This is a genomic window from Streptomyces sp. NPDC030840, from assembly GCF_055572015.1.
Window position 1 is genome coordinate 243,362 of the sequence record NZ_JBVIEE010000006.1, and the last position, 18,487, is coordinate 261,848.

An 18,487-nucleotide genomic window follows, 5' to 3' on the forward strand; every position below is an offset into this window, starting at 1 on the left:
GATGCGGCGGACGGAACCGGGAGGACACGGCCCCGTCCGCTACGGCCCGCCCCTCCCCGACCAGGGGCTCCCCCTTCAGCCCGGCCTCGCGGACCGGCTCGCCGCCGCCGCGGACCGCCCCGACGCCGAACCCACCGGCGGCGGCCCCGCCCTCCTCGACGCCGCCTGCGGTTACTGGGAGCGGCGCGGACTGCCCACCGCGCCCGAGAGGACGGCCGCCGCCCCCGGGGCTCCGGCCCTGTTGCTCGCGCTGACGGCCGCGCTCGGCGGTGACGTCCTGGTCCCACGGCCGTGCGCCGCCTGGTGGGCGCCCGAGACCCGGACACTGGGAAGATCCGCCTTCCACGTGGCGACACCGGCCGAGTGCGGCGGCATCCCCGACCCGTACGCCCTGCTGGAGACCGTCCGCCGGGTCCGGAACGAGGGCGGGGACCCGCGTCTGCTCGTGCTGTGCGTCGCCGACGACCCCACCGCCACCGTCGCCCCTCCCGAGCTGGTGCACGAGACCGTCGAGGCGGCCGCGGCGGAGGGGCTGCACCTGGTCAGCGACGAGACATGGCGCGACACCGTGCACGAGCCGCACGAGACCGTGCTGCTCAGCCCCGCCGAGATGGCGCCCGACCGCGTCACCGTCGTCACCGACCTCGGCGGCCCCTTCCTCCCGCTCGGCTGGCCCGCCGCCGTCGCCCGCTTCCCGGACACCGAGGCCGGCATCGGGCTGCGGGCCCGCGTCCTCGACGTACTCACCGCGCTGGGTGCCCGTATCGCGACGCCGGTCGCCGCGGCCGCCACCTACGCGCTGGGCGAGCCCGCCGAGGTGACCGCCCGGCTCACCGCCTCCGTACGGGTGCACGCGCGCGTGGCAGCCGCCGCGCACCACGCCGTCACCGCCGCCGGGGCGCTCGCCCTGCCGCCCCGGGCCGGACGGCACCTGTACGCGGACCTCGGTCCGTTGAGCTCGGCGCTCGCCGAACGAGGGGTCGGGGACGCGCAGGAACTGGAGGACTTCCTCACCGCCCGCCTCGGCATGCCCGCACCCGGCGGCCACCGCTTCGGGGACGACCTCGAGGCCCTGCGCGTCCGGCTGCCGACGAGTCCGCTGCTCGGTGTGACGGCCGAGGAGCGGACCGAGTCCCTCACGTCCCCCGAGCCGCTGGAATTGCCGCACGTGGTGCGCGCGTTGACCTTGTTCGGATCGGCCCTTGACGATCTCCGATCTCCGTGACGACGCTCAGCGACGGGAGCCTCCTCGATGACGCAGCAGTCCGAGTCGACCACGACCACGACCACGGGTACGGACACGGGTACGAGCGGCACCGCGCAGGATGCCGGCGAGCCGTCGTCCACGTCACCGCTGGGCGGCCCCGGCAGATCCCTGGTGGACGCCGGTCCCACGACGCCCTCCGCACAGCTGGTCGCGGCGGCCGGCTCACCGGCCGCGCGCACCGGGACGTACCCGCACACCGAGCCGTGTCCGCTCGCCGAGCCCCGCCCGCTGGGGGAGAAGCGGAGCTGGCCGCGCTCCTTCGCCGGCCGGCTGACCACGCCACTGCCGGGACTGCGGGCCTTCGCGCGGTTCGCCCGTGAGGGGGCCGTGCGGCCCGGGCCCGAGGGACTCGCCGACGTCCCGCTCCTGCCGTACGATCCGCAGCCGCTGCCCCGGACGGACGCCCGCACCGTGGCCGTCTCCTGGGCGGGGCACGCGAGCTGGGTGATCAGGATCGGCGGCCTCACCGTCCTCACCGATCCCGTCTGGTCCCGCCGCATCCTCGGCACCCCGAACCGGATCACACCCGTCGGGGTCGACTGGAACGCGCTGCCGCGCGTCGACGCGGTGGTCATCAGCCACAACCACTACGACCACCTGGACGCGCCCACCCTGCGCCGGCTCCCCCGCGACACACCGGTGTTCGTGCCGGCCGGACTCGGGGGCTGGTTCCGGCGCCGCCGGTTCGCCCGTGTCACCGAACTGGACTGGTGGGAGGCGGCCGAACTCGGCGGAGTCCGCTTCGACTTCGTGCCGGCCCACCACTGGTCCAAGCGCACCCTGACCGACACCTGCCGGTCGCTGTGGGGCGGCTGGGTGCTGACCGGCGCCGAGGGGCACCGGGTCTACTTCGCGGGCGACACGGGCTACGGCCACTGGTTCTCCCGGATCGGCAGCCGCTACCCGGGCATCGATCTCGCGCTGCTGCCGATCGGGGCGTACGAACCCCGGTGGTGGCTCAGCGACGTCCACTGCGACCCGGAGGAGGCGGTCCGGGCCTTCCAGGATCTCGGCGCCCACCGGATGGCCCCGATGCACTGGGGCACGTTCGTGCTCTCGGCCGAGCCGGTCCTCGAACCGCTGACGCGGGTGCGGGCGGCCTGGGAGCGGGCCGGACTGCCACGCGAGGACCTGTGGGACCTGCCGGTGGGCGGGTCGCGGGTGCTCGAGTAGCCCCGTCAGCCCCGTTCCTACAAGTCCCGTTCCTACAAGTCCCGTTCCTAGAAGTCCCGGTCCCACAAGTCCCGGTCCCACAAGTCCCGGTCCCACAAGTCCCGTTCCGACGAGTCCCGTTCCGACGAGTCCGGGTCCGACGAGTCCGGGTCCCACAGGCCTGTTGGCCTCTTGCCCTCACCCGGCGGAGCGCTCACGCATCCTGCGCCACACGCTCGGTGCCACGCTGATCAGCAGTGTGAGCGCGACCGCCGCCAGCACGCCCTCCCACGGCTCGCTGAAGAGGGAGCCGCCGAGGATGCCGATGAGCTGGTACGTGACGGCCCAGGCGAGGCACGCCGGGAGGTTGCCGCGGGCGAAGCGGCGCAGCGGCATCTTCGCCATCAGGCAGGCCAGCATCACCGGGATGCGGCCCGCGGGCACGAGCCGGGACAGGACCAGGACGGTCACGCCGTGGTCGTCGAGCTTCCGCTGGGCCTGGGAGAGCCGGTCCTCCGGCGCGCGCCGGCGGATCGCCTCCAGCCAGCGCGAACCGTTCTTGGACTTCATTCCGCGCCGCCCCAGCCAGTACAGCGCGATGTCGCCGACGAACGCGGCGGACGACGCCACCACGAACACCAGCAGCAGCGAGAGCGGCGCCGTCTGATGGAAGGCCACCACCGCGGCGGAACTCACCAGCGCGCCCGTCGGCACCACCGGCACCAGCGCCCCGACCAGCACGAGCAGGAACAACGTCGGATACCCGAACGCCTGCTGGGTGGACTGCGTCGACACCGTCGTGCCAGCCTCGGCCAGGAACATCATGAGCGGACCTCCGAAGCCACCGGCTCCATGGCCCACCGCCCGCTCCCCGCGACGGTACGCCTCCGGTCCGGAGGTATCGCTCCCGGTTCCGGACGTATCGCCGCCGGTGTGGACGGCCGCTTCGTCGTGGACCGCCCGTGCCTCACCGTGCCACCTCCGGCCGTACGCGCTCCCCGTGACTCGGGCGGTGGACGGTCACCTCGGGGGCGTGGGTGGCCGCGAGGCGGGCGAACTCGTCGCCGGGCGCGTGGAATTCGTGGGGGCGCACGGCGTCCAGACCGATCGGCCAGTACGTGCCGTAGTGCACGGGGACCGCACTGCGCGGCATGAGCAGCGCGAGCGCCTGGGCCGCGCGCCCCGCGTCGAGGTGCCCCGGGCCGAGGAATGGTCCCCAGCCGCCGACGGGCAGCAGCGCCACGTCGACCGGGCCGACCTCCTTCGCCATCGACTCGAACAGCCCGGTGTCCCCGGCGAAGTAGGTCCGCGCGACCCCCTCGATCACGAAGCCGAGGGCGGGCGACCGGTGGGGCCCGAACGGCAGCCGCCGCCCGTCGTGCCGCGCCGGCACCGTACGAATGACCAGGTCACCGACGCGCGTCTCGTCCCCGGGCGCCACCTCGGTGAGCCGGAGGTGGGCGAGCCTGCGCAGCCCCGGCACCTGGCGCGAGGCGCCCCTCGGCAGCAGCAGCCGGGTACCCGGGGCGAGCCGCGCGAGCGAGGGCACGTGCAGATGGTCGGCGTGCAGGTGCGACACCAGCGCCACATCCGCCACGGCGGCCTCGGCCGGGGGCGGTGCGCCCCGGCGTCTGCGCAGGTGCGCGAGCCGGCGCGCGAACAGCGGATCCGTGAGCACCCGCGTGCCCGAGTCCTCGACCGTGCAGGTGGCATGGCCCCACCAGGTGATCTCCACCGGCACCTCCATTGCCTCCTTCGCGCGACTCCCCCCGAGCCTACGGGCAGGAGTAGGGTCTGCGGCGAAACCCGGAGGTGAGGGGGACTCCATGGGAGACGTGAGGCGTGCCTTCGGCATGCCGCCGGTCGTGCGGGTCGCGGCCATCGCCGGCCTGACTCCGCTGGAGGAGCTGGAGGCGGACCCGTTCCTGGTGGACTCCCGCAGCCAGCACGCCATGTGCGCGCTCTGGGCCGCCGAGCGCGGATACGTGATCACGCGCGAGCTCCTCGTGCGCGGTCTGCGTCCCGACCACTGCGCCCTGTGGTCCGACGTCGAGGCCGGTCTCGTCGACCTCTTCGTCGCCCCCAGCCGGCGGGTCCTGGAGCGGGCACTGACCGACGTCGACGCGTTCACCGCGGAGTGCGCGCGCCGGGGCGTGCGCGTGGAGACGGTCGGCCGAGCCGAGCCCCGGTACGACGCCCAGATGAAGGCCAGCGTGCACCGTCGCCTGTCCATGCCGACGGCGGGCTACGACGGCCGTTGAGGCCGGGCCGGCTCCCGGGCACCCGGTACCGGACAAACATCCCCGGCCCTTGTGTCAGGCTGGGACGGGGGCCGCGCGGTGGGCGGGCCGGGACGTGAGGTGGATGTGGTCGGCGAGCGCTGGAGACGCGTACTGAGCGGCCTGTGGCGGAGCGTCGCCGTGTGGGCCGTGTCCACCGTGACGATGCTCGCGCTCGCCGGGGCGCTGCCCGACTTCCAGCTGCAGTCCGACACCGGGGACAGCGCCACCACGATCGCCGTGACCGCCGCCTTCGGCGCCGGGGCCTTCGGCCTGCTGTCCTCCCTGGTGTGGCCGCTGCTGGTGCGGCTGCTGCTCCTTGTTCCGGCTCTCGTCCTCGGGCTGCTCGTGTTCTTCCTGAACGGGTCGCTGCTGCTGCTCGCCCTGCGGCTCAACCCGTCCGGACGCGGCGAGGCCGCCCCGGAGACAGCCGTGGTCGTGGCCGCCGTCATGTCCGCCGTCGCCTCCGCCACCGGCGCCGCGCTCGCCGTACGGGACGACGAACCCTACCGGCGCCGGCTCTACCGCCTCGCCGACCGGCGCCGCAGACACGCCCACGAGCACCCGGAACCGGCCGGCCCCGGCACCGTGTTCGTCCAGCTCGACGGCGTGGGGCACGAGGTGCTGCGGGCCGCCGTGGACAAGGGCCTGATGCCCACCGTGGCCCGGTGGCTCGGCCACGGCCCCGGCGGCCCCGCCACCCACCGCCTCGCCCCTTGGCGCACCGACTGGTCCAGCCAGACCGGCGCCAGCCAGCTCGGCATCCTGCACGGCACCAACCACGACATCCCGGCCTTCCGGTGGTACGAGAAGGACGGGCGCGAGGTCATGGTCTGCAACCGGCCGTCCAGCGCGGCCGAGCTCCAGCGCCGTGCGGTCGAGCGCACCGGCGACGGGGGCCTCCTCACCCTCGACGGCGCCAGCCGCGGCAACCTCTTCAGCGGCGGCGCCGAACAGCTCGCTCTCGTCCTGTCCATCGCGGCCCGCAGAGGGAAGGACAACCGGTCCCGTGCCGGATACTTCACGTACTTCTCCGACCCCGCCAACGCCGTCCGCACCGCCATGTCCTTCGTCGCGGACGTCTTCCGCGAGATCGGGCAGTCCACCCGCGCCCGGATGCGGCAGCAGCGTCCGCGTGTGGGGCGCGGCGGGCTGTACCCCTTCATCCGTGCCTTCGCGACCGTGGTCGAGCGCGATGTGGTCGTCGCCGCGGTGATCGGGGACATGCTCGCCGGCCGAGCCGCGATCTACGCGGACCTGGTGGCGTACGACGAGGTCGCCCACCACTCGGGCCCCGCGAGCCGCGACGCCGAGCAGGTGCTCGAACGGCTCGACCGTTCTCTCGCCCTGATCGCGCAGGTGGCCGAGCACGCCCCGCGCGCGTACCGCATCGTCGTCCTGTCCGACCACGGCCAGAGCCCCGGCGAGACCTTCCTCGGCCGCTACGGCCTCACTCTCGGCGACCTGGTCCGGGCCGGCTGCGGACTGCCCGTGCCGCGCAGGGCGCAGCGCACCCACAGCGGGGCCGAGGCGCGGGCGGCCGTGCGGGCCGCGCTGCGCATACCGGTCGAGGAGGGCGGCGAGCAGCACCGGCCGTCGCGCCGCTCCGAGCCGATCGTGCTGGCCTCCGGAAACCTCGGTCTGGTGTCGTTCCCCGACGTGCCCCACCGGATGACCAAGGAGGAAATCGACCGGCGGCACCCCGCGCTGCTGTCCACGCTCGCCAACCACCCCGGCATCGGGTTCCTCCTCGTCGGCAGCGAGAAGCACGGCGGTGTCGTGCTCGGCGCGCACGGCGCGGAGATACCCGTGGCCGAGCTCACCGACGAACATCCCGGCCCGCTCGCCGACTTCGGGCCGGGCGCCGCCGACGCCGTACGGCGCACGCACGACTTCCCGCACGTCGCCGACATCATGGTCAACTCCTGGTACGACCCGGACGAGGGCGAGGTCCTCGCCTTCGAGGAGCAGATCGGCTCGCACGGCGGCCTCGGCGGGGCCCAGGGCCTGGCCTTCCTGCTGTCGCCGGTCGCGTTCTCGGCACCGTCCGACAACGGGGAGGAACTCGTCGGCGCCGAGCACATACACCGTGTGCTGCGGCGCTGGCTGCGGGAGTGCGGCGGCCCGCAGGTACCGCTGACGGCCCGCGGGGGAGACCGCAGGGCCGCCTGAGCACCAGGACATCGAACTCCCGCTTGCCGGTTCCGCGCGGTGGGGCCGAGTGTGATCGGATGGGGAACAGGAACCCCGCCAAGGGGACCACACGTGAAAGGAAGAACCGTGGCAACCACGCGCTCCGCACACACCGTCTGGGAAGGCAACCTGCTCGAGGGCAACGGCGTCGTCACCTTCGACTCCTCCGGCATCGGCCAGCAGCCGGTGTCGTGGCCGTCGCGCGCCGAGCAGGCGAACGGGAAGACCAGCCCCGAGGAGCTGATCGCCGCCGCCCACTCCAGCTGCTTCTCCATGGCGCTGTCGCACGGTCTGGCCGGTGCCGGCACCCCGCCCACCAAGCTCGTCACCTCCGCCGACGTGACGTTCCAGCCGGGTGAGGGCATCACCGGGATCCACCTCACCGTCGAGGGCACGGTCCCGGGCGTCGACGAGGACGCCTTCGTCGCCGCCGCGGAGGACGCCAAGAAGAACTGCCCCGTCAGCCAGGCCCTGACCGGCACGACCATCACGCTCTCCGCCAAGCTCTCCTGACAGCCCGCGCTCACGGTGCCGCGGTCCCTCCGGGGCCGCGGCACCGTCGTGTCCGGGCCCGGACGGGACACCTGTCCCTTGACAAGAAGGCACTCAAGTTTTGTGCTGGAAGGCAGGAAGCCCGTGGCGGAATCCCTGGCAGTACCGGCGGAAGGGGACAGCGATGGCACGTGCGGTCGGAATCGATCTCGGTACGACGAACTCGGTGGTGGCCGTCCTGGAGGGCGGCGAGCCGACCGTCGTCGCCAACGCGGAGGGCGCCCGGACCACACCGTCTGTGGTCGCCTTCGCCAAGAACGGCGAGGTGCTCGTCGGAGAGGTCGCCAAGCGGCAGGCCGTGACGAACGTGGAGCGCACCGCCCGCTCCATCAAGCGCCACATGGGCGACGCGCACTGGCACTTCCCGGACCAGGGGAACATCGACGGCACCCGCTACCGGCCCCAGGAACTGTCGGCGCGCGTCCTGCAGAAGCTGAAGCGGGACGCCGAGTCCTACCTCGGCGAGGACGTCACCGACGCGGTGATCACCGTGCCCGCCTACTTCGACGACGCCCAGCGCCAGGCCACCAAGGAGGCCGGGGAGATCGCGGGCCTGAAGGTCCTGCGGATCATCAACGAGCCCACGGCCGCGGCCCTCGCGTACGGGCTCGACCGCGGCGAGGAGCAGACCGTCCTCGTCTTCGACCTCGGCGGCGGCACCTTCGACGTCTCGCTGCTGGAGATCGGCGAGGGCGTCATCGAGGTCAAGGCCACCAACGGCGACACCCACCTCGGCGGCGACGACTGGGACCAGCGGATCGTCGAGTACCTGATCAAGCGCTTCAAGGGTTCCTACGGCGTCGACCTCGCGGGCGACAAGATGGCGGTCCAGCGGCTGCGCGAGGGCGCGGAGAAGGCCAAGATCGAGCTGTCGAGCTCGACCGAGACGACCGTCAACCTGCCCTACATCACCGCTTCCGCCGAGGGCCCCCTCCACCTGGACGAGAAGCTGACGCGTGCCCAGTTCCAGGAGCTCACCGCGGACCTCCTCGACCGCTGCCGTACGCCCTTCCACCAGGCGGTCAAGGACGCGGGCATCAAGCTCTCCGCCGTCGACCACGTGATCCTCGTCGGCGGCTCCACCCGGATGCCCGCCGTGACGGACCTGGTGAAGGAGCTGACGGGCAAGGAACCGCACAAGGGCGTCAACCCGGACGAGGTCGTGGCCGTGGGGGCCGCCCTCCAGGCCGGTGTCATCCGCGGCGACGTCAAGGACGTGCTGCTGCTGGACGTCACCCCGCTGTCCCTCGGCATCGAGACCAAGGGCGGCATCATGACCAAACTCATCGAACGCAACACGACGATTCCCACACGGCGTTCGGAGATCTTCACGACGGCCGCCGACAACCAGCCCTCGGTCGGCATCCAGGTGTACCAGGGCGAGCGTGAGATCGCCGCGTACAACAAGAAGCTGGGCGTCTTCGACCTGACGGGGCTGCCGCCCGCGCCGCGCGGGGTGCCGCAGATCGAGGTGGCGTTCGACATCGACGCCAACGGGATCATGCACGTCTCGGCGAAGGACCTCGCCACCGGGCGCGAACAGAAGATGACGGTCACGGGCGGTTCGGCCCTCCCCAAGGACGACATCGACCGCATGATGCGGGACGCCGAACAGTACGCGGAGGAGGACCGCAGGCGCCGCGAGGCCGCGGAGACCCGTAACCAGGCCGAGCAACTCGTGTACCAGACGGAGAAGTTCCTGCGGGAGAACGGCGAGCGTGTGCCCGCGGAGACCAGGTCCGAAGTGGAGTCGGAGGTCGGTGAGCTGAAGCGGCTGCTGTCGGAGGAGGCGGATACGGCGGCGCTCCGCGCGGGGGTGGAGAAGGTCGCGTCCGTGAGCCAGAAGATGGGGCAGGCGATGTACGCCGCGGCCTCCGGCGGTTCGGCCGGAGAGCAGGGCGCGCACGGGCGAGAGGGCGCGGCCGAGGACGAGGGTGTCGTGGACGCGGAGATCGTGGACGACGAGAAGGACGCGAAAGGGGGCGCTGCTTAGGCGTTGCGCCGTTGGGGGGGGGCGGTGCGTCTTGCCGCTGGCGGTCCGTGTCGGCTTGTCGCGCAGTTCTCCGCGCCCCTTCAGGCGTTGCGCCGTTGCGGATTCGGTGCGTCGGCGGCTGACTGTGCGTCGTGGTTGCGCGCGCCCACGCGGCGGAGCCGCATGGCAACTACAGCCCCGCGCCCCTTACAGGAGCAGTCAGAACCGCTCGCGGTACGCGCGCAGGAGTTCCTTCGTACGGTCGGCGGAGGCCGCGTGGGCCGCCATGTGGTCCAGCACCTCCAGGTGCGTGGCCACCTCGGGCCGCGAGTCGAGGTAGAGGGCGCCGGTGAGGTACTCGGTGTACACCATGTCCGGCAGCTCGGGCTCCGCGAAGCGGAACAGAACGAAGGGGGCGTACGTCCCCGGGTGCGGGCCGGCCTCGAACTCCGCTACCTGGAGCGTGACATGGTCCCGTTCCACCGCGTCGAGGAGCCGGTCGAACTGCTGACGCATCACCTCGGGCCGGATGCTCACCGGGCGTCTCAGCGCCGTCTCGTCCATGATCACCCACAGATGCGGTGGGTTCGCGCGGGTCAGGAGCTTCTGCCGGGCCATGCGCAGCGACACGTGCCGTTCGATCGACTCCGGCCCGCTGCGTCCGACCGTCCCGGCCTCCAGGACGGCGCGCGCGTACTCCTCGGTCTGGAGTATGCCGGGCACGTAGTGCGGCTCGTACTGCCGGATCACCCGAGCCGCGCCCTCCAGGCTGACGTGCAGGCTGAACCACTCGGGCAGTACGTCGTGGTAACGCTGCCACCAGCCGGGCTGGTTGGCCTCCTCGGCGAGCGTCACGAAGGCGGCGACGTCCCTCTCCGCCACGCCGTACGTGGTCAGCAGCACCTGGACGTACGGAATCTTGAGCGCGACCTCGGCCGTCTCCATGCGCCGCACCGTCGCCGGGGCCACTCTGAGGACTCGCGCCGCCTCTTCCCGCCTCAGCCCGGCGGTCTCCCGCAACTCCTGCAACCGCCGCCCGAGCACCACCTGGCCCACGGTGGGCGCGGCCCGCCGCTCACTCACGCCACGCCTCCCCACGCGCCGAGGTACACGGACAGTGTGTCATGTTTCACGCGAACACTCATGGGGTCGGACGGTCGGAGATGATGCTGTGGTCCCGGTGACAGTAGCTCAATTCACTTGAAGCTGAAGATACTTGGCGGTTGCGGGGTCCGCTGGGAGCAGGGTTTCGATGGCCAGCTCGGCGACCGTGACGTCCATCGGGGTGTTGAAGGTGGAGATCGACGACACGAAGCTCAGCACCTGACCGTCGTGCTCGATACGCAACGGGAGTGCGAAGTACGCGGGCGGGGCGCCGGCCCCGTCGGGTCCGTCGGTCCCGTCGGGCTCACTGACTTCGCCGGGGTCCGGGGCGGGATAGGCCGTGACCTCCTCGTACAGGTCCCGGAGCGCGGCCGAGCGGTGGAGGGCGATCTGGCGGGTCATCTGGTCGATCAGATGGCCGCGCCACGCACGGAGGTTGTGGATGCGCGGGGCCAGGCCCTCGGGGTGGAGGGTCAGGCGCATCACGTTCAGCGGGGGTCTGAGGAGGGCGGCCGGGACGCCCTCCAGGAGCATGGCGACGCCCCGGTTCGCGGCGAGCACGTCGTACGCCGCGTCGACGATCAGGGCCGGGTACGGCTCGTAGCCCCGGATCAGACGTTCCATGCCTTCCCTGAGCGCGTCCATCGAGGGGTCGTCGAGCGGGGTCTCCGGGTAGCGGGGGGCGTAACCGGCCGCCAGGAGCAGCGCGTTGCGCTCCCGCACCGGCACGTCGAGGTGTTCGGCCAGACGCAGCACCATCTCCTCGCTCGGACGGGAGCGGCCCGTCTCCACGAAGCTGATGTGCCGGGCCGAGGAACCGGCCCGGAGCGCGAGATCCAGCTGACTCACCTTGCGCACCTCCCGCCAGCCGCGGAGGAGGGGGCCGATGCCCTTGTCGGGAGGAGGTACCGGGAGGTCGGCGGCGCCGGACGCGACAGTGGCCATACCAGGACCGTAACGGAGGGGAAGCGGGTGGACTGACCGTGGGGCGCGGGTGATTGGTGGCGGGGGCCGGGGATTGCCGCCCCCGCCGCCCCTACCCGTCCCATCCCCAGGGGCTCCGCACCTGCAACCCCGGCCAAGGGGGCTACGCCCCCTGGACCCCCAGAAACGCGGGGCTCTGCCCTGGCCCCGGGGCGGGGGTCCGCCCCGGGCGCCGCACAGCGAGGCTTCGGGGCTTCGTCGGCGGGCTTTCAGGGGCGCGGGGAACTGCGCGATCAGCTCCCACCCACCCGCGCACGACCCACCCACCCCAGACACCCCCACGGGGTCTGGGGGCGGAGCCCCCGGAATCGGGGACGGGAAGGGGCGGCGGGGGCGAGGAACGGACCCGGGGCCCTGGCCCCCACCCCACCTGACCAGGGACTCGGTGGCCGGTCTGTGGCAGGCTGAGTAGGGAGCCACGACGTCACGGAAGGAGCGTGCTCATGCCTCTCGAACCCCTGTCGCAGAAGGAGATCGAGGACCGGCTGGCGGAGCTGCCCGGCTGGTCGCTGGACGGCGACCGGATCACCCGCTCCTACCGGCTCGGCTCACACTTCGCGGCGACCGCCATGGTCGTGCACATCGCCCAGGTCCAGGAGGAGCTCGACCACCACTCCGACCTCACCCTCGGCTACAACACCGTCTCGCTCACCGTGAACACCCACAGCGTGGGCGGCGCCGTCACCGAGCGCGACTTCGAGCTCGCCCGCCGGGTCGAAGAACTCGCCCCTGGCCACGGTGCGAGCTGAGCGGTGCTGGACTACGACAAGGAGGCCGAGCGGTACGACGTCCTGCGCGGAGGAGAGCCCCGCGCGGAGGCGGCCGCCCAAGCCGTACTGAGCCTCGTGCCCGAGGGCGCGCGCAGCCTGCTCGACGTCGCCTGCGGCACCGGCATCGTGACCAGACGGTTCGCCGCCCGGCCCGGCCTGCGGGTGACCGGAGTCGACCTGACGTACGGGATGGCCCGCCGGGCCGCCGACCGGCTGCCGGGCACCGTCGTGCTCGCCGACAGCCGTCAACTCCCCTTTCCCGACGGAACGTTCGACGCGGTGACGAGCGTGTGGCTGCTGCACCTCGTCGACGGCCCGGACGATGTCCGGGCCGTCGTCTCCGAATGCGCCCGCGTGCTGCGCCCCGGCGGGGTGTACGTCACCACCGTCGACAAGGCCGCCTCCCACAACGTGGGCAGCGACATCGACGCCGTGCTCGCCACCCGCCCCCGCACCCCGGTCCTGGACGCCGCCGCGGCCGTCGAGGAGTACGCCGCGGGGCACGGGCTGCGCCCGGCCGGGCAGGCGCGCTTCCCGGGCCGCGGACAGGGCCGCAGCCCTCGGCGCGCCCTCACCGACCTGCGGCGCGGCTGGTTCGTCACGCTGCCTCCCGGCGACCCGCGCGCCGACCACTACGCGGCGCGTCTCGCGGCCCTGCCCGACCAGGACCGTCCGCGCCCGGACCCGGAATTCTCCCTGCGCGCCTTCGTCAGGACCGGCGGCTGACGGCCGGTCCCGCGCGCCGGACGCCGAACCGCGGAGCCCGGCGCAGTCGGTTCGATGGTGAACGGGAGCCCGCCGTACCCGTCGTGCCGGCGTACCCGCCGTGCCGGCTGTGCCCGCCGTGCCGGCTGTGCCCGCCGTGCCGGCTGTGCCCGCCGTGCCGGCGTACCCGCCGTACCGGCTGTGCCCGCCGTACCCGCCGTACCGGCTGTGCCCGCTGTACCCGCCGTACCGGCTGTGCCCGCTGTACCCGCCGTACTGGCTGTACCCGCCGTACTGGCTGTACCCGCCGTACTGGCTGTACCCGCCGTACCGGCTGTACCCGCCGTACCGGCCGTACCGGCCGTACCCGGCGGCCGGCCTTGCGCCGGGTATCGGAACCCCCGGCAACTCCCCCCGCACCAGCGGCAACTGAGGGGACAGACACCCGTCTGTCCCCCCACCGGGAGGTATCCACGTGCAACACCCGCACAGGCACCGCAGACGCAAGCTCCTGACCATGCCGGCGGCCGCCGTCCTCGCCGCCGCCGGACTCACCACGTTCACGGTCGACTCGGCCGAGGCCGCCACCGCCCGGCAGGTCGAGAAGCTCGACCGGGGCGTGGTGAGCGTGCACACCGGCAGCGGCAACCTGGTCAGCTGGCGCTGGCTCGGCACCGACCCCGACAACGTGTCGTTCAACGTCTACCGGGCCGGCACGAAGGTCAACTCCACACCGGTCACCGGCTCCACCAACTACTTCCACTCCGGTGCGCCCGCCCAGGCCGACTACACGGTCCGCGCGATCGTGAACGGCGTGGAGCAGGGCGACTCGGTTCACGCGGTCCAGTTCCGCACGGGCTACAAGGACGTGGCCCTCTCCGCGCCCGCCGGCGGCACGACCCCCGACGGCGTCGCCTACACCTACGAGGCCAACGACGCCTCCGTCGCCGACCTCGACGGTGACGGCGCCCTCGACTTCGTCCTCAAATGGCAGCCCACCAACGCCAAGGACAACTCCCAGTCCGGCTACACCGGCAACACGATCGTCGACGGCATCAAGCTCGACGGCACCCGCCTGTGGCGCATCGACCTGGGCCGCAACATCCGCTCGGGCGCCCACTACACCCAGTTCCAGGCGTACGACTACGACGGCGACGGCAAGGCCGAGGTCGCCATGAAGACGGCGGACGGCACGAAGGACGGCACGGGCGCGGTGATCGGCAGTGCGTCCGCCGACCACCGCAACTCCAGCGGATACGTCCTGTCCGGCCCCGAGTACCTGACGATGTTCAACGGCCAGACGGGCAAGGCGATGCAGAGCGTCGACTACGTCCCGGCCCGCGGCACGGTCTCGTCCTGGGGCGACTCGTACGGCAACCGCGTGGACCGCTTCCTCGCGGGCACGGCCTACCTGGACGGCGCCCGCCCGTCCCTGATCATGGCCCGCGGCTACTACACCCGTACGGTGATAGCGGCCTGGGACTGGCGGGGCGGCGGCTTCACTCGCCGCTGGACCTTCGACACCACCTCCTCCACCAACAGCGGCAAGGGCTTCGACGGCCAGGGCTCGCACAGCCTGTCCGTCGGGGACGTCGACAACGACGGCAAGGACGAGATCGTGTACGGCGCGATGGCCGTCGACGACAACGGTTACGGCCTGTGGACCACGAAGACGGGCCACGGCGACGCCCAGCACCTGGGCGACCTGGATCCGTCGACGCCGGGCCTCGAGTACTTCAAGGTCTCCGAGTCGACGTCCCAGCCCGCCGAGCTGTACGTCAACCCGGCCAACGGAGCGGTCCGCTGGCAGCTGGCCGCGTGCTGCGACAACGGCCGGGGAGTGGCCGGTGACATCCACGCCGGCAACGACGGCCCCGAGATGTGGTCGGCCTCCGACACGTCGATCCGCGACGAGGCCGGCGCCACCAAGGGCCGCGAGCCGTCCTCCGCCAACTTCCTGTCCTGGTGGGACGGTGACACGGTCCGCGAACTCCTCGACGGCACCCGCGTCGACAAGTACGGCACGTCCTCCGACAGCCGCCTGCTGACCGGCTCCGGCGTCTCCTCCAACAACGGCACCAAGTCCACACCCGCCCTCTCCGGCGACAACCTGGGCGACTGGCGCGAGGAGGTCGTCTGGCGTACCAGTGACAACACGGCGCTGCGGATCTACTCGACGCCGTACGAGACGAGTACGAGGATCACGACCCTGCTGCACGACACGATGTACCGCACGGGGCTGGCCTGGCAGAACACTGCCTACAACCAGCCGCCGCACACCGGCTTCTTCATCGGAAACGGCATGCCGACGGCGCCGCGGCCGACGGTGTACACGCCGTAGCGAGCGAGAGGGCGAGCGGGCGGCGGGTGGTTCGCCCCCGCCGCCCCTACCCTCCCCCACTCTCGGCTTCGCTCGAGCGGGGGGACCCCCATCCGTCCCCTGGGGCCTGCGCCCCCACACCCCCGCTTGTCGGCCTGACGGCCTCGTCCTCAAACGCCGGAGGGGCTGATTCATCAGCCCCTCCGGCGTTTGAGGAGCGGGGGTCCGGGGGCCGGCCCCTGATATCGGGGTCCGGGGCGGAGCCCCGAGTGGGGTCGAAGGGGCAGCGCCCCTGGGGATGGGACGGGTAGGGGCGGCGGGGGCGAAGAACCAGCGTCAGTCCACGGCGCAGGTCTGATCACCGAGTCTGAAGGTGGCCGGTTTCGTGTTCGAGCCCGACCAGCTCCCCGTGAAACCGAAACTCACCGACGAGCCCGCCGCCACGTTGCCGTTCCAGCCCACGTTCTTCGCCGTCACCCCCGAACCCGACTGCGTGTACTCGGCGTTCCACGCCTGGGAGACGGTCTGGCCGTTCGGGAAGGACCAGTTCAGCGACCAGCCGGACCACGCGCTCTTGCCCGTGTTGGTGAGCTTGACGTCCGCCTGGAAGCCGCCCGGCCACTGGCTGGTGACCTTGTAGGTCACGGCGCAGGCGCCCGTCGGCTCCTGCGGGTCCGGCTCGGGGTCCGTTTCGCCGCCGCCCGAGGCCGAGGTGTCGCCGTAGACGACCCCGCGCCCGTTCGTCGACACGTACACCCGCCCGTAGACCCGCGGGTCACCCGTGATCGCGGCGCCCGTCCAGCCCCACTGGTGGGCGTCGTCGTTGACGCGGGTCCAGGTCGCGCCCTTGTCCGTGGAGCGGAAGATGCCGCGGACGCCACCGATCTTGGCGCTGGTGTAGAGGGTCTGGTACGAGGCACCCGTCGCCGCCTTGCCGAAGCCGATCGTGTCGGCCTGCTCGACGTTCGAGAGCCTGGTGAAGCTCGCGCCGCCGTTCGTCGAGTGCCACAGGCCGTACGCCCCGTCGGTCGCGCCGCCCGCCAGCCAGATGTCGCCCTTCGCGCCGGGCAGCGCCTTGAAACGGACGCTGTCGCCGCTCGGGAGGCCGGTGGCCGAGGAGGCCGTGAACGTCGCGCCGCCGTCCGTACTGACGTAGAACCTCCCGGACTTGAAGCCGTAGAAGGTCTTCGGGTCGACCCGGTCGGACTCGACGATCGCACCGGCGGGGATACCGCTCGACGCCGACCACGAGGTGCCGAAGCCTGTCGTGTACTGCACCCCCGTACCCGTCGGGCTCCACACGAAGCGGCTGCCGTCCGAGGCCGCGGCGACCGTTCCGCCCTCGCTGACGCCCGACGGGTCCGTTCCGGCGAACCAGTTGGCGCCGTTGTCCGTCGAGAACGCGATGTGCGGGCCGGAGTCCAGGTTGCCGACGCGGACCACCGTGTTGGGGTTCGTCTCCGCGTAGTCCAGACTCGTGGTCGTCGTGAAGTTCGGGGACGTGTACATCATCGAGGGGACCTTCGTCAGGTCCGTGTGGCGGAAGCCGCCGACGTCGCCGAGCGCGCTGAGCAGCGGGGCGCCCGACGGGGGAGAGGCCAGGTCGTTGACCGCCGTCTCCTCCAGGCCCCGCACCATCGGCCTGATCGTGAACTGGCTGCCGCTGTCCCAGTTCGTGAGGTTCTCGGTGCCGTAGATCGTCGCGCCCGTGCCGTACATCATCCGGTTCGAGTCGAACGGGTCGATCTCCAGCGCCTCCGTCATCCAGCCCAGCTTCGGGGTCTGTTCGGGCGGTGACGGGTTCGCGCCCCAGGTCAGCCAGGGCGAGGACGAGACGTCCATCGTGTACCGGTTCGAGCGGCTGGGGTACGACGTGTAGTCCCACGCCTTGGTCCAGGTGGAGCCGCTGTCCGTGGAGCGGAAGATCTGGGTGTCCGGCCACCAGGAGCTGTAGGCCGTGGCCATCACCGTGCCTGGTTTCTGGCGGTCGACGGTCAGGCCGCTGAAGCCGTAGTACGTGTCGGCCTCCGCGACCGGGCTGATGTCCGTCCAGGTGCCGGTCGCCGTCGCGTACCGCCACAGCCGGCCCTTGCCGCCGTCGTAGGGGCCACCCTTGTCGCTGTACGCCAGGTAGAGGTAGCCGTTCTTCGCGTCCAGGACGCCCTTGTGGGCCAGGTAGCCGGTGGGCTGGCCGGCGAGGCGCGACCAGGTGGCGCCCGCGTCCGTCGAGCGGTACACCGCGTTGTCCTTGTCGGCGACCCCGATGTAGATCGTCTTCGTGGCGTTCCCGGACGAGCCCGTCGACTCGTCGAAGGTGACCCACACGATGCCCTGGTTGTCGGACGCGTAGCCGCTCGTGTCGGTCGGGTCCTGCACGTAGGTGCCGGCGTTGGGGAAGTTCGTGACCTTCGACCAGGTGGCTCCCGAGTCCGTCGACCGCCACAGCCCCTTGCCACTGGGCGCGCCGAGGTACAGGACGCTGTTCTTGTTCGGGTCGACCGCGAGGCGCTCGCCCATCCCCCGGCCGGGCATGTTGCCGCCCAGCTTGAACGGCAGGCCGGCCTTCTGCCAGGTCGCGCCCCGGTCGGAGGACCTGAGCACGGCACCGTTCTTCGGGTCCCAGCTGTTGGTGTACGTGCCGACGGCCGCGTACACCCGGTTCGGGTCGACCGGGTCGGAGGCGAGGCTGACGACACCCGTGTGGCCCCAGTCGTCCCAGCCGACCGAGTCGAGCAGCGGGGTCCACGTCCTGGAGGACTCCACCCAGCGGTAGGCGCCGCCGATGTCCGTGCGGGCGTACGCGAGGTTCTTCTCCTTGCGGTTGAAGACGATGCCGGGGACGAAGCCGCCGCCGTCGATGCGGGCGTTCTTCCAGGTGTAGGTGTCGGCCGCGATCGACACCTTCCCGGCGTTCGGCACCTGCTCGGCGGGCGCCGCCAGCGCGGGCGGGCTGCCCGCGAGAAGTCCGGCCGCGAGGGCGAGTACGGCCGTGAGGATGCGGGTTCTTCGCACGGGGGTCCTTTCCGGGATGCCTGGGCGGATAGCAAGCGCTTTCACCGGTGCGCGAGAGGTGCCGGACGGCCCCAGTGCAGGAGGAGCCGTCCGGCCGGTCGGTCCCGCCGTCAGGTGACGGGACCACGTACGAGGAGCCTTCGAGCGGTTCCGCGAAGGCACGGTGAGCCCCGCGCC

15 protein-coding genes and 1 pseudogene are annotated in these 18,487 nt (G+C 72.2%); 10 read left to right on the top strand and 6 right to left on the bottom strand.

All coding sequences use genetic code 11. From position 1 onward, the window contains the following. Position 1 precedes the first annotated feature (1 nt). Together ACZ49J_RS16320 and ACZ49J_RS16325 are read left to right on the top strand one after the other, a co-directional pair. Positions 2-1,225, top strand: coding sequence for an aminotransferase class I/II-fold pyridoxal phosphate-dependent enzyme (locus tag ACZ49J_RS16320; RefSeq protein WP_467453511.1), 1,224 nt, complete (start codon positions 2-4; stop codon positions 1,223-1,225). A gap of 27 nt (positions 1,226-1,252) precedes the next feature. Then, complete coding sequence (locus ACZ49J_RS16325; RefSeq protein WP_467453513.1) at positions 1,253-2,440, top strand: MBL fold metallo-hydrolase; 1,188 nt, start codon at positions 1,253-1,255, stop codon at positions 2,438-2,440. Between the two features lie 177 nt (positions 2,441-2,617). On the opposite strand, the gene ACZ49J_RS16330 is transcribed toward ACZ49J_RS16325, so the two are convergent. Together ACZ49J_RS16330 and ACZ49J_RS16335 are read right to left on the bottom strand one after the other, a co-directional pair. After that, on the bottom strand, positions 2,618-3,244 hold the full coding sequence (locus tag ACZ49J_RS16330) for a DedA family protein (protein WP_467453514.1): 627 nt from the start codon (positions 3,242-3,244) through the stop codon (positions 2,618-2,620). A gap of 142 nt (positions 3,245-3,386) precedes the next feature. After that, positions 3,387-4,160 (bottom strand): MBL fold metallo-hydrolase, encoded by a 774-nt coding sequence (locus ACZ49J_RS16335; RefSeq protein WP_467453690.1) that lies wholly within the window; start codon positions 4,158-4,160, stop codon positions 3,387-3,389. An 85-nt stretch (positions 4,161-4,245) separates the two neighbouring features. Between ACZ49J_RS16335 and ACZ49J_RS16340 the strand changes: the two genes are divergently transcribed. From ACZ49J_RS16340 to dnaK, 4 genes are all read left to right on the top strand, one after another. Further along, entirely contained in the window at positions 4,246-4,680 is a 435-nt protein-coding gene (locus ACZ49J_RS16340) for a hypothetical protein (RefSeq protein WP_467453515.1), read from the top strand. Positions 4,681-4,785: 105 nt separating this feature from the next. Next, on the top strand, positions 4,786-6,870 hold the full coding sequence (locus tag ACZ49J_RS16345) for an alkaline phosphatase family protein (RefSeq protein ID WP_467453692.1): 2,085 nt from the start codon (positions 4,786-4,788) through the stop codon (positions 6,868-6,870). A gap of 108 nt (positions 6,871-6,978) precedes the next feature. After that, complete coding sequence (locus ACZ49J_RS16350) at positions 6,979-7,404, top strand: OsmC family protein (RefSeq protein ID WP_467453516.1); 426 nt, start codon at positions 6,979-6,981, stop codon at positions 7,402-7,404. Positions 7,405-7,567: 163 nt separating this feature from the next. Continuing rightward, entirely contained in the window at positions 7,568-9,436 is a 1,869-nt protein-coding gene (gene dnaK / locus ACZ49J_RS16355; RefSeq protein ID WP_467453517.1) for a molecular chaperone DnaK, read from the top strand. A gap of 198 nt (positions 9,437-9,634) precedes the next feature. On the opposite strand, the gene ACZ49J_RS16360 is transcribed toward dnaK, so the two are convergent. Further along, on the bottom strand, positions 9,635-10,498 hold the full coding sequence (locus ACZ49J_RS16360; protein ID WP_467453518.1) for a helix-turn-helix domain-containing protein: 864 nt from the start codon (positions 10,496-10,498) through the stop codon (positions 9,635-9,637). A gap of 108 nt (positions 10,499-10,606) precedes the next feature. Then, positions 10,607-11,464 carry a helix-turn-helix domain-containing protein gene (locus tag ACZ49J_RS16365; RefSeq protein ID WP_467453519.1) on the bottom strand — a complete coding sequence of 286 codons (858 nt, stop codon included), beginning with the start codon at positions 11,462-11,464 and terminating at the stop codon, positions 10,607-10,609. 482 nt (positions 11,465-11,946) lie between these two features. Between ACZ49J_RS16365 and ACZ49J_RS16370 the strand changes: the two genes are divergently transcribed. From ACZ49J_RS16370 to ACZ49J_RS16385, 4 genes are all read left to right on the top strand, one after another. Then, complete coding sequence (locus tag ACZ49J_RS16370; protein ID WP_467453520.1) at positions 11,947-12,252, top strand: 4a-hydroxytetrahydrobiopterin dehydratase; 306 nt, start codon at positions 11,947-11,949, stop codon at positions 12,250-12,252. A 3-nt stretch (positions 12,253-12,255) separates the two neighbouring features. Beyond that, positions 12,256-12,999: a class I SAM-dependent methyltransferase gene (locus tag ACZ49J_RS16375; protein WP_467453522.1), complete on the top strand. Its 744-nt coding sequence runs from the start codon at positions 12,256-12,258 to the stop codon at positions 12,997-12,999. 100 nt (positions 13,000-13,099) lie between these two features. Then, complete coding sequence (locus tag ACZ49J_RS16380) at positions 13,100-13,411, top strand: hypothetical protein (protein ID WP_467453523.1); 312 nt, start codon at positions 13,100-13,102, stop codon at positions 13,409-13,411. A gap of 42 nt (positions 13,412-13,453) precedes the next feature. Continuing rightward, positions 13,454-15,319: a rhamnogalacturonan lyase gene (locus tag ACZ49J_RS16385; protein ID WP_467453525.1), complete on the top strand. Its 1,866-nt coding sequence runs from the start codon at positions 13,454-13,456 to the stop codon at positions 15,317-15,319. A gap of 212 nt (positions 15,320-15,531) precedes the next feature. On the opposite strand, the pseudogene ACZ49J_RS16390 reads toward ACZ49J_RS16385, so the two are convergent. Both ACZ49J_RS16390 and ACZ49J_RS16395 read right to left on the bottom strand, forming a co-directional pair. After that, positions 15,532-15,669: pseudogene (locus ACZ49J_RS16390) on the bottom strand (FHA domain-containing protein); the annotation flags it as partial. Next, the gene (locus ACZ49J_RS16395; RefSeq protein ID WP_467453526.1) at positions 15,635-18,310 is read right to left on the bottom strand and encodes a cellulose binding domain-containing protein; all 2,676 of its coding nucleotides are present in this window, start codon (positions 18,308-18,310) and stop codon (positions 15,635-15,637) included. The gene ACZ49J_RS16395 and the pseudogene ACZ49J_RS16390, both read right to left, overlap by 35 nt. Between the last annotated feature and the right edge of the window lie 177 nt (positions 18,311-18,487).

What these genes read in the sequence shown, in the direction of transcription:
- ACZ49J_RS16320 (WP_467453511.1), top strand. Translation starts at nt 2, where the DNA reads ATGCGGCGGACGGAACCGGGAGGACACGGCCCCGTCCGCTACGGCCCG.
- ACZ49J_RS16325 (WP_467453513.1), top strand. Translation starts at nt 1,253, where the DNA reads ATGACGCAGCAGTCCGAGTCGACCACGACCACGACCACGGGTACGGAC.
- ACZ49J_RS16330 (WP_467453514.1), bottom strand. Translation starts at nt 3,244, where the DNA reads ATGATGTTCCTGGCCGAGGCTGGCACGACGGTGTCGACGCAGTCCACC.
- ACZ49J_RS16340 (WP_467453515.1), top strand. Translation starts at nt 4,246, where the DNA reads ATGGGAGACGTGAGGCGTGCCTTCGGCATGCCGCCGGTCGTGCGGGTC.
- dnaK (WP_467453517.1), top strand. Translation starts at nt 7,568, where the DNA reads ATGGCACGTGCGGTCGGAATCGATCTCGGTACGACGAACTCGGTGGTG.
- ACZ49J_RS16365 (WP_467453519.1), bottom strand. Translation starts at nt 11,464, where the DNA reads ATGGCCACTGTCGCGTCCGGCGCCGCCGACCTCCCGGTACCTCCTCCC.
- ACZ49J_RS16370 (WP_467453520.1), top strand. Translation starts at nt 11,947, where the DNA reads ATGCCTCTCGAACCCCTGTCGCAGAAGGAGATCGAGGACCGGCTGGCG.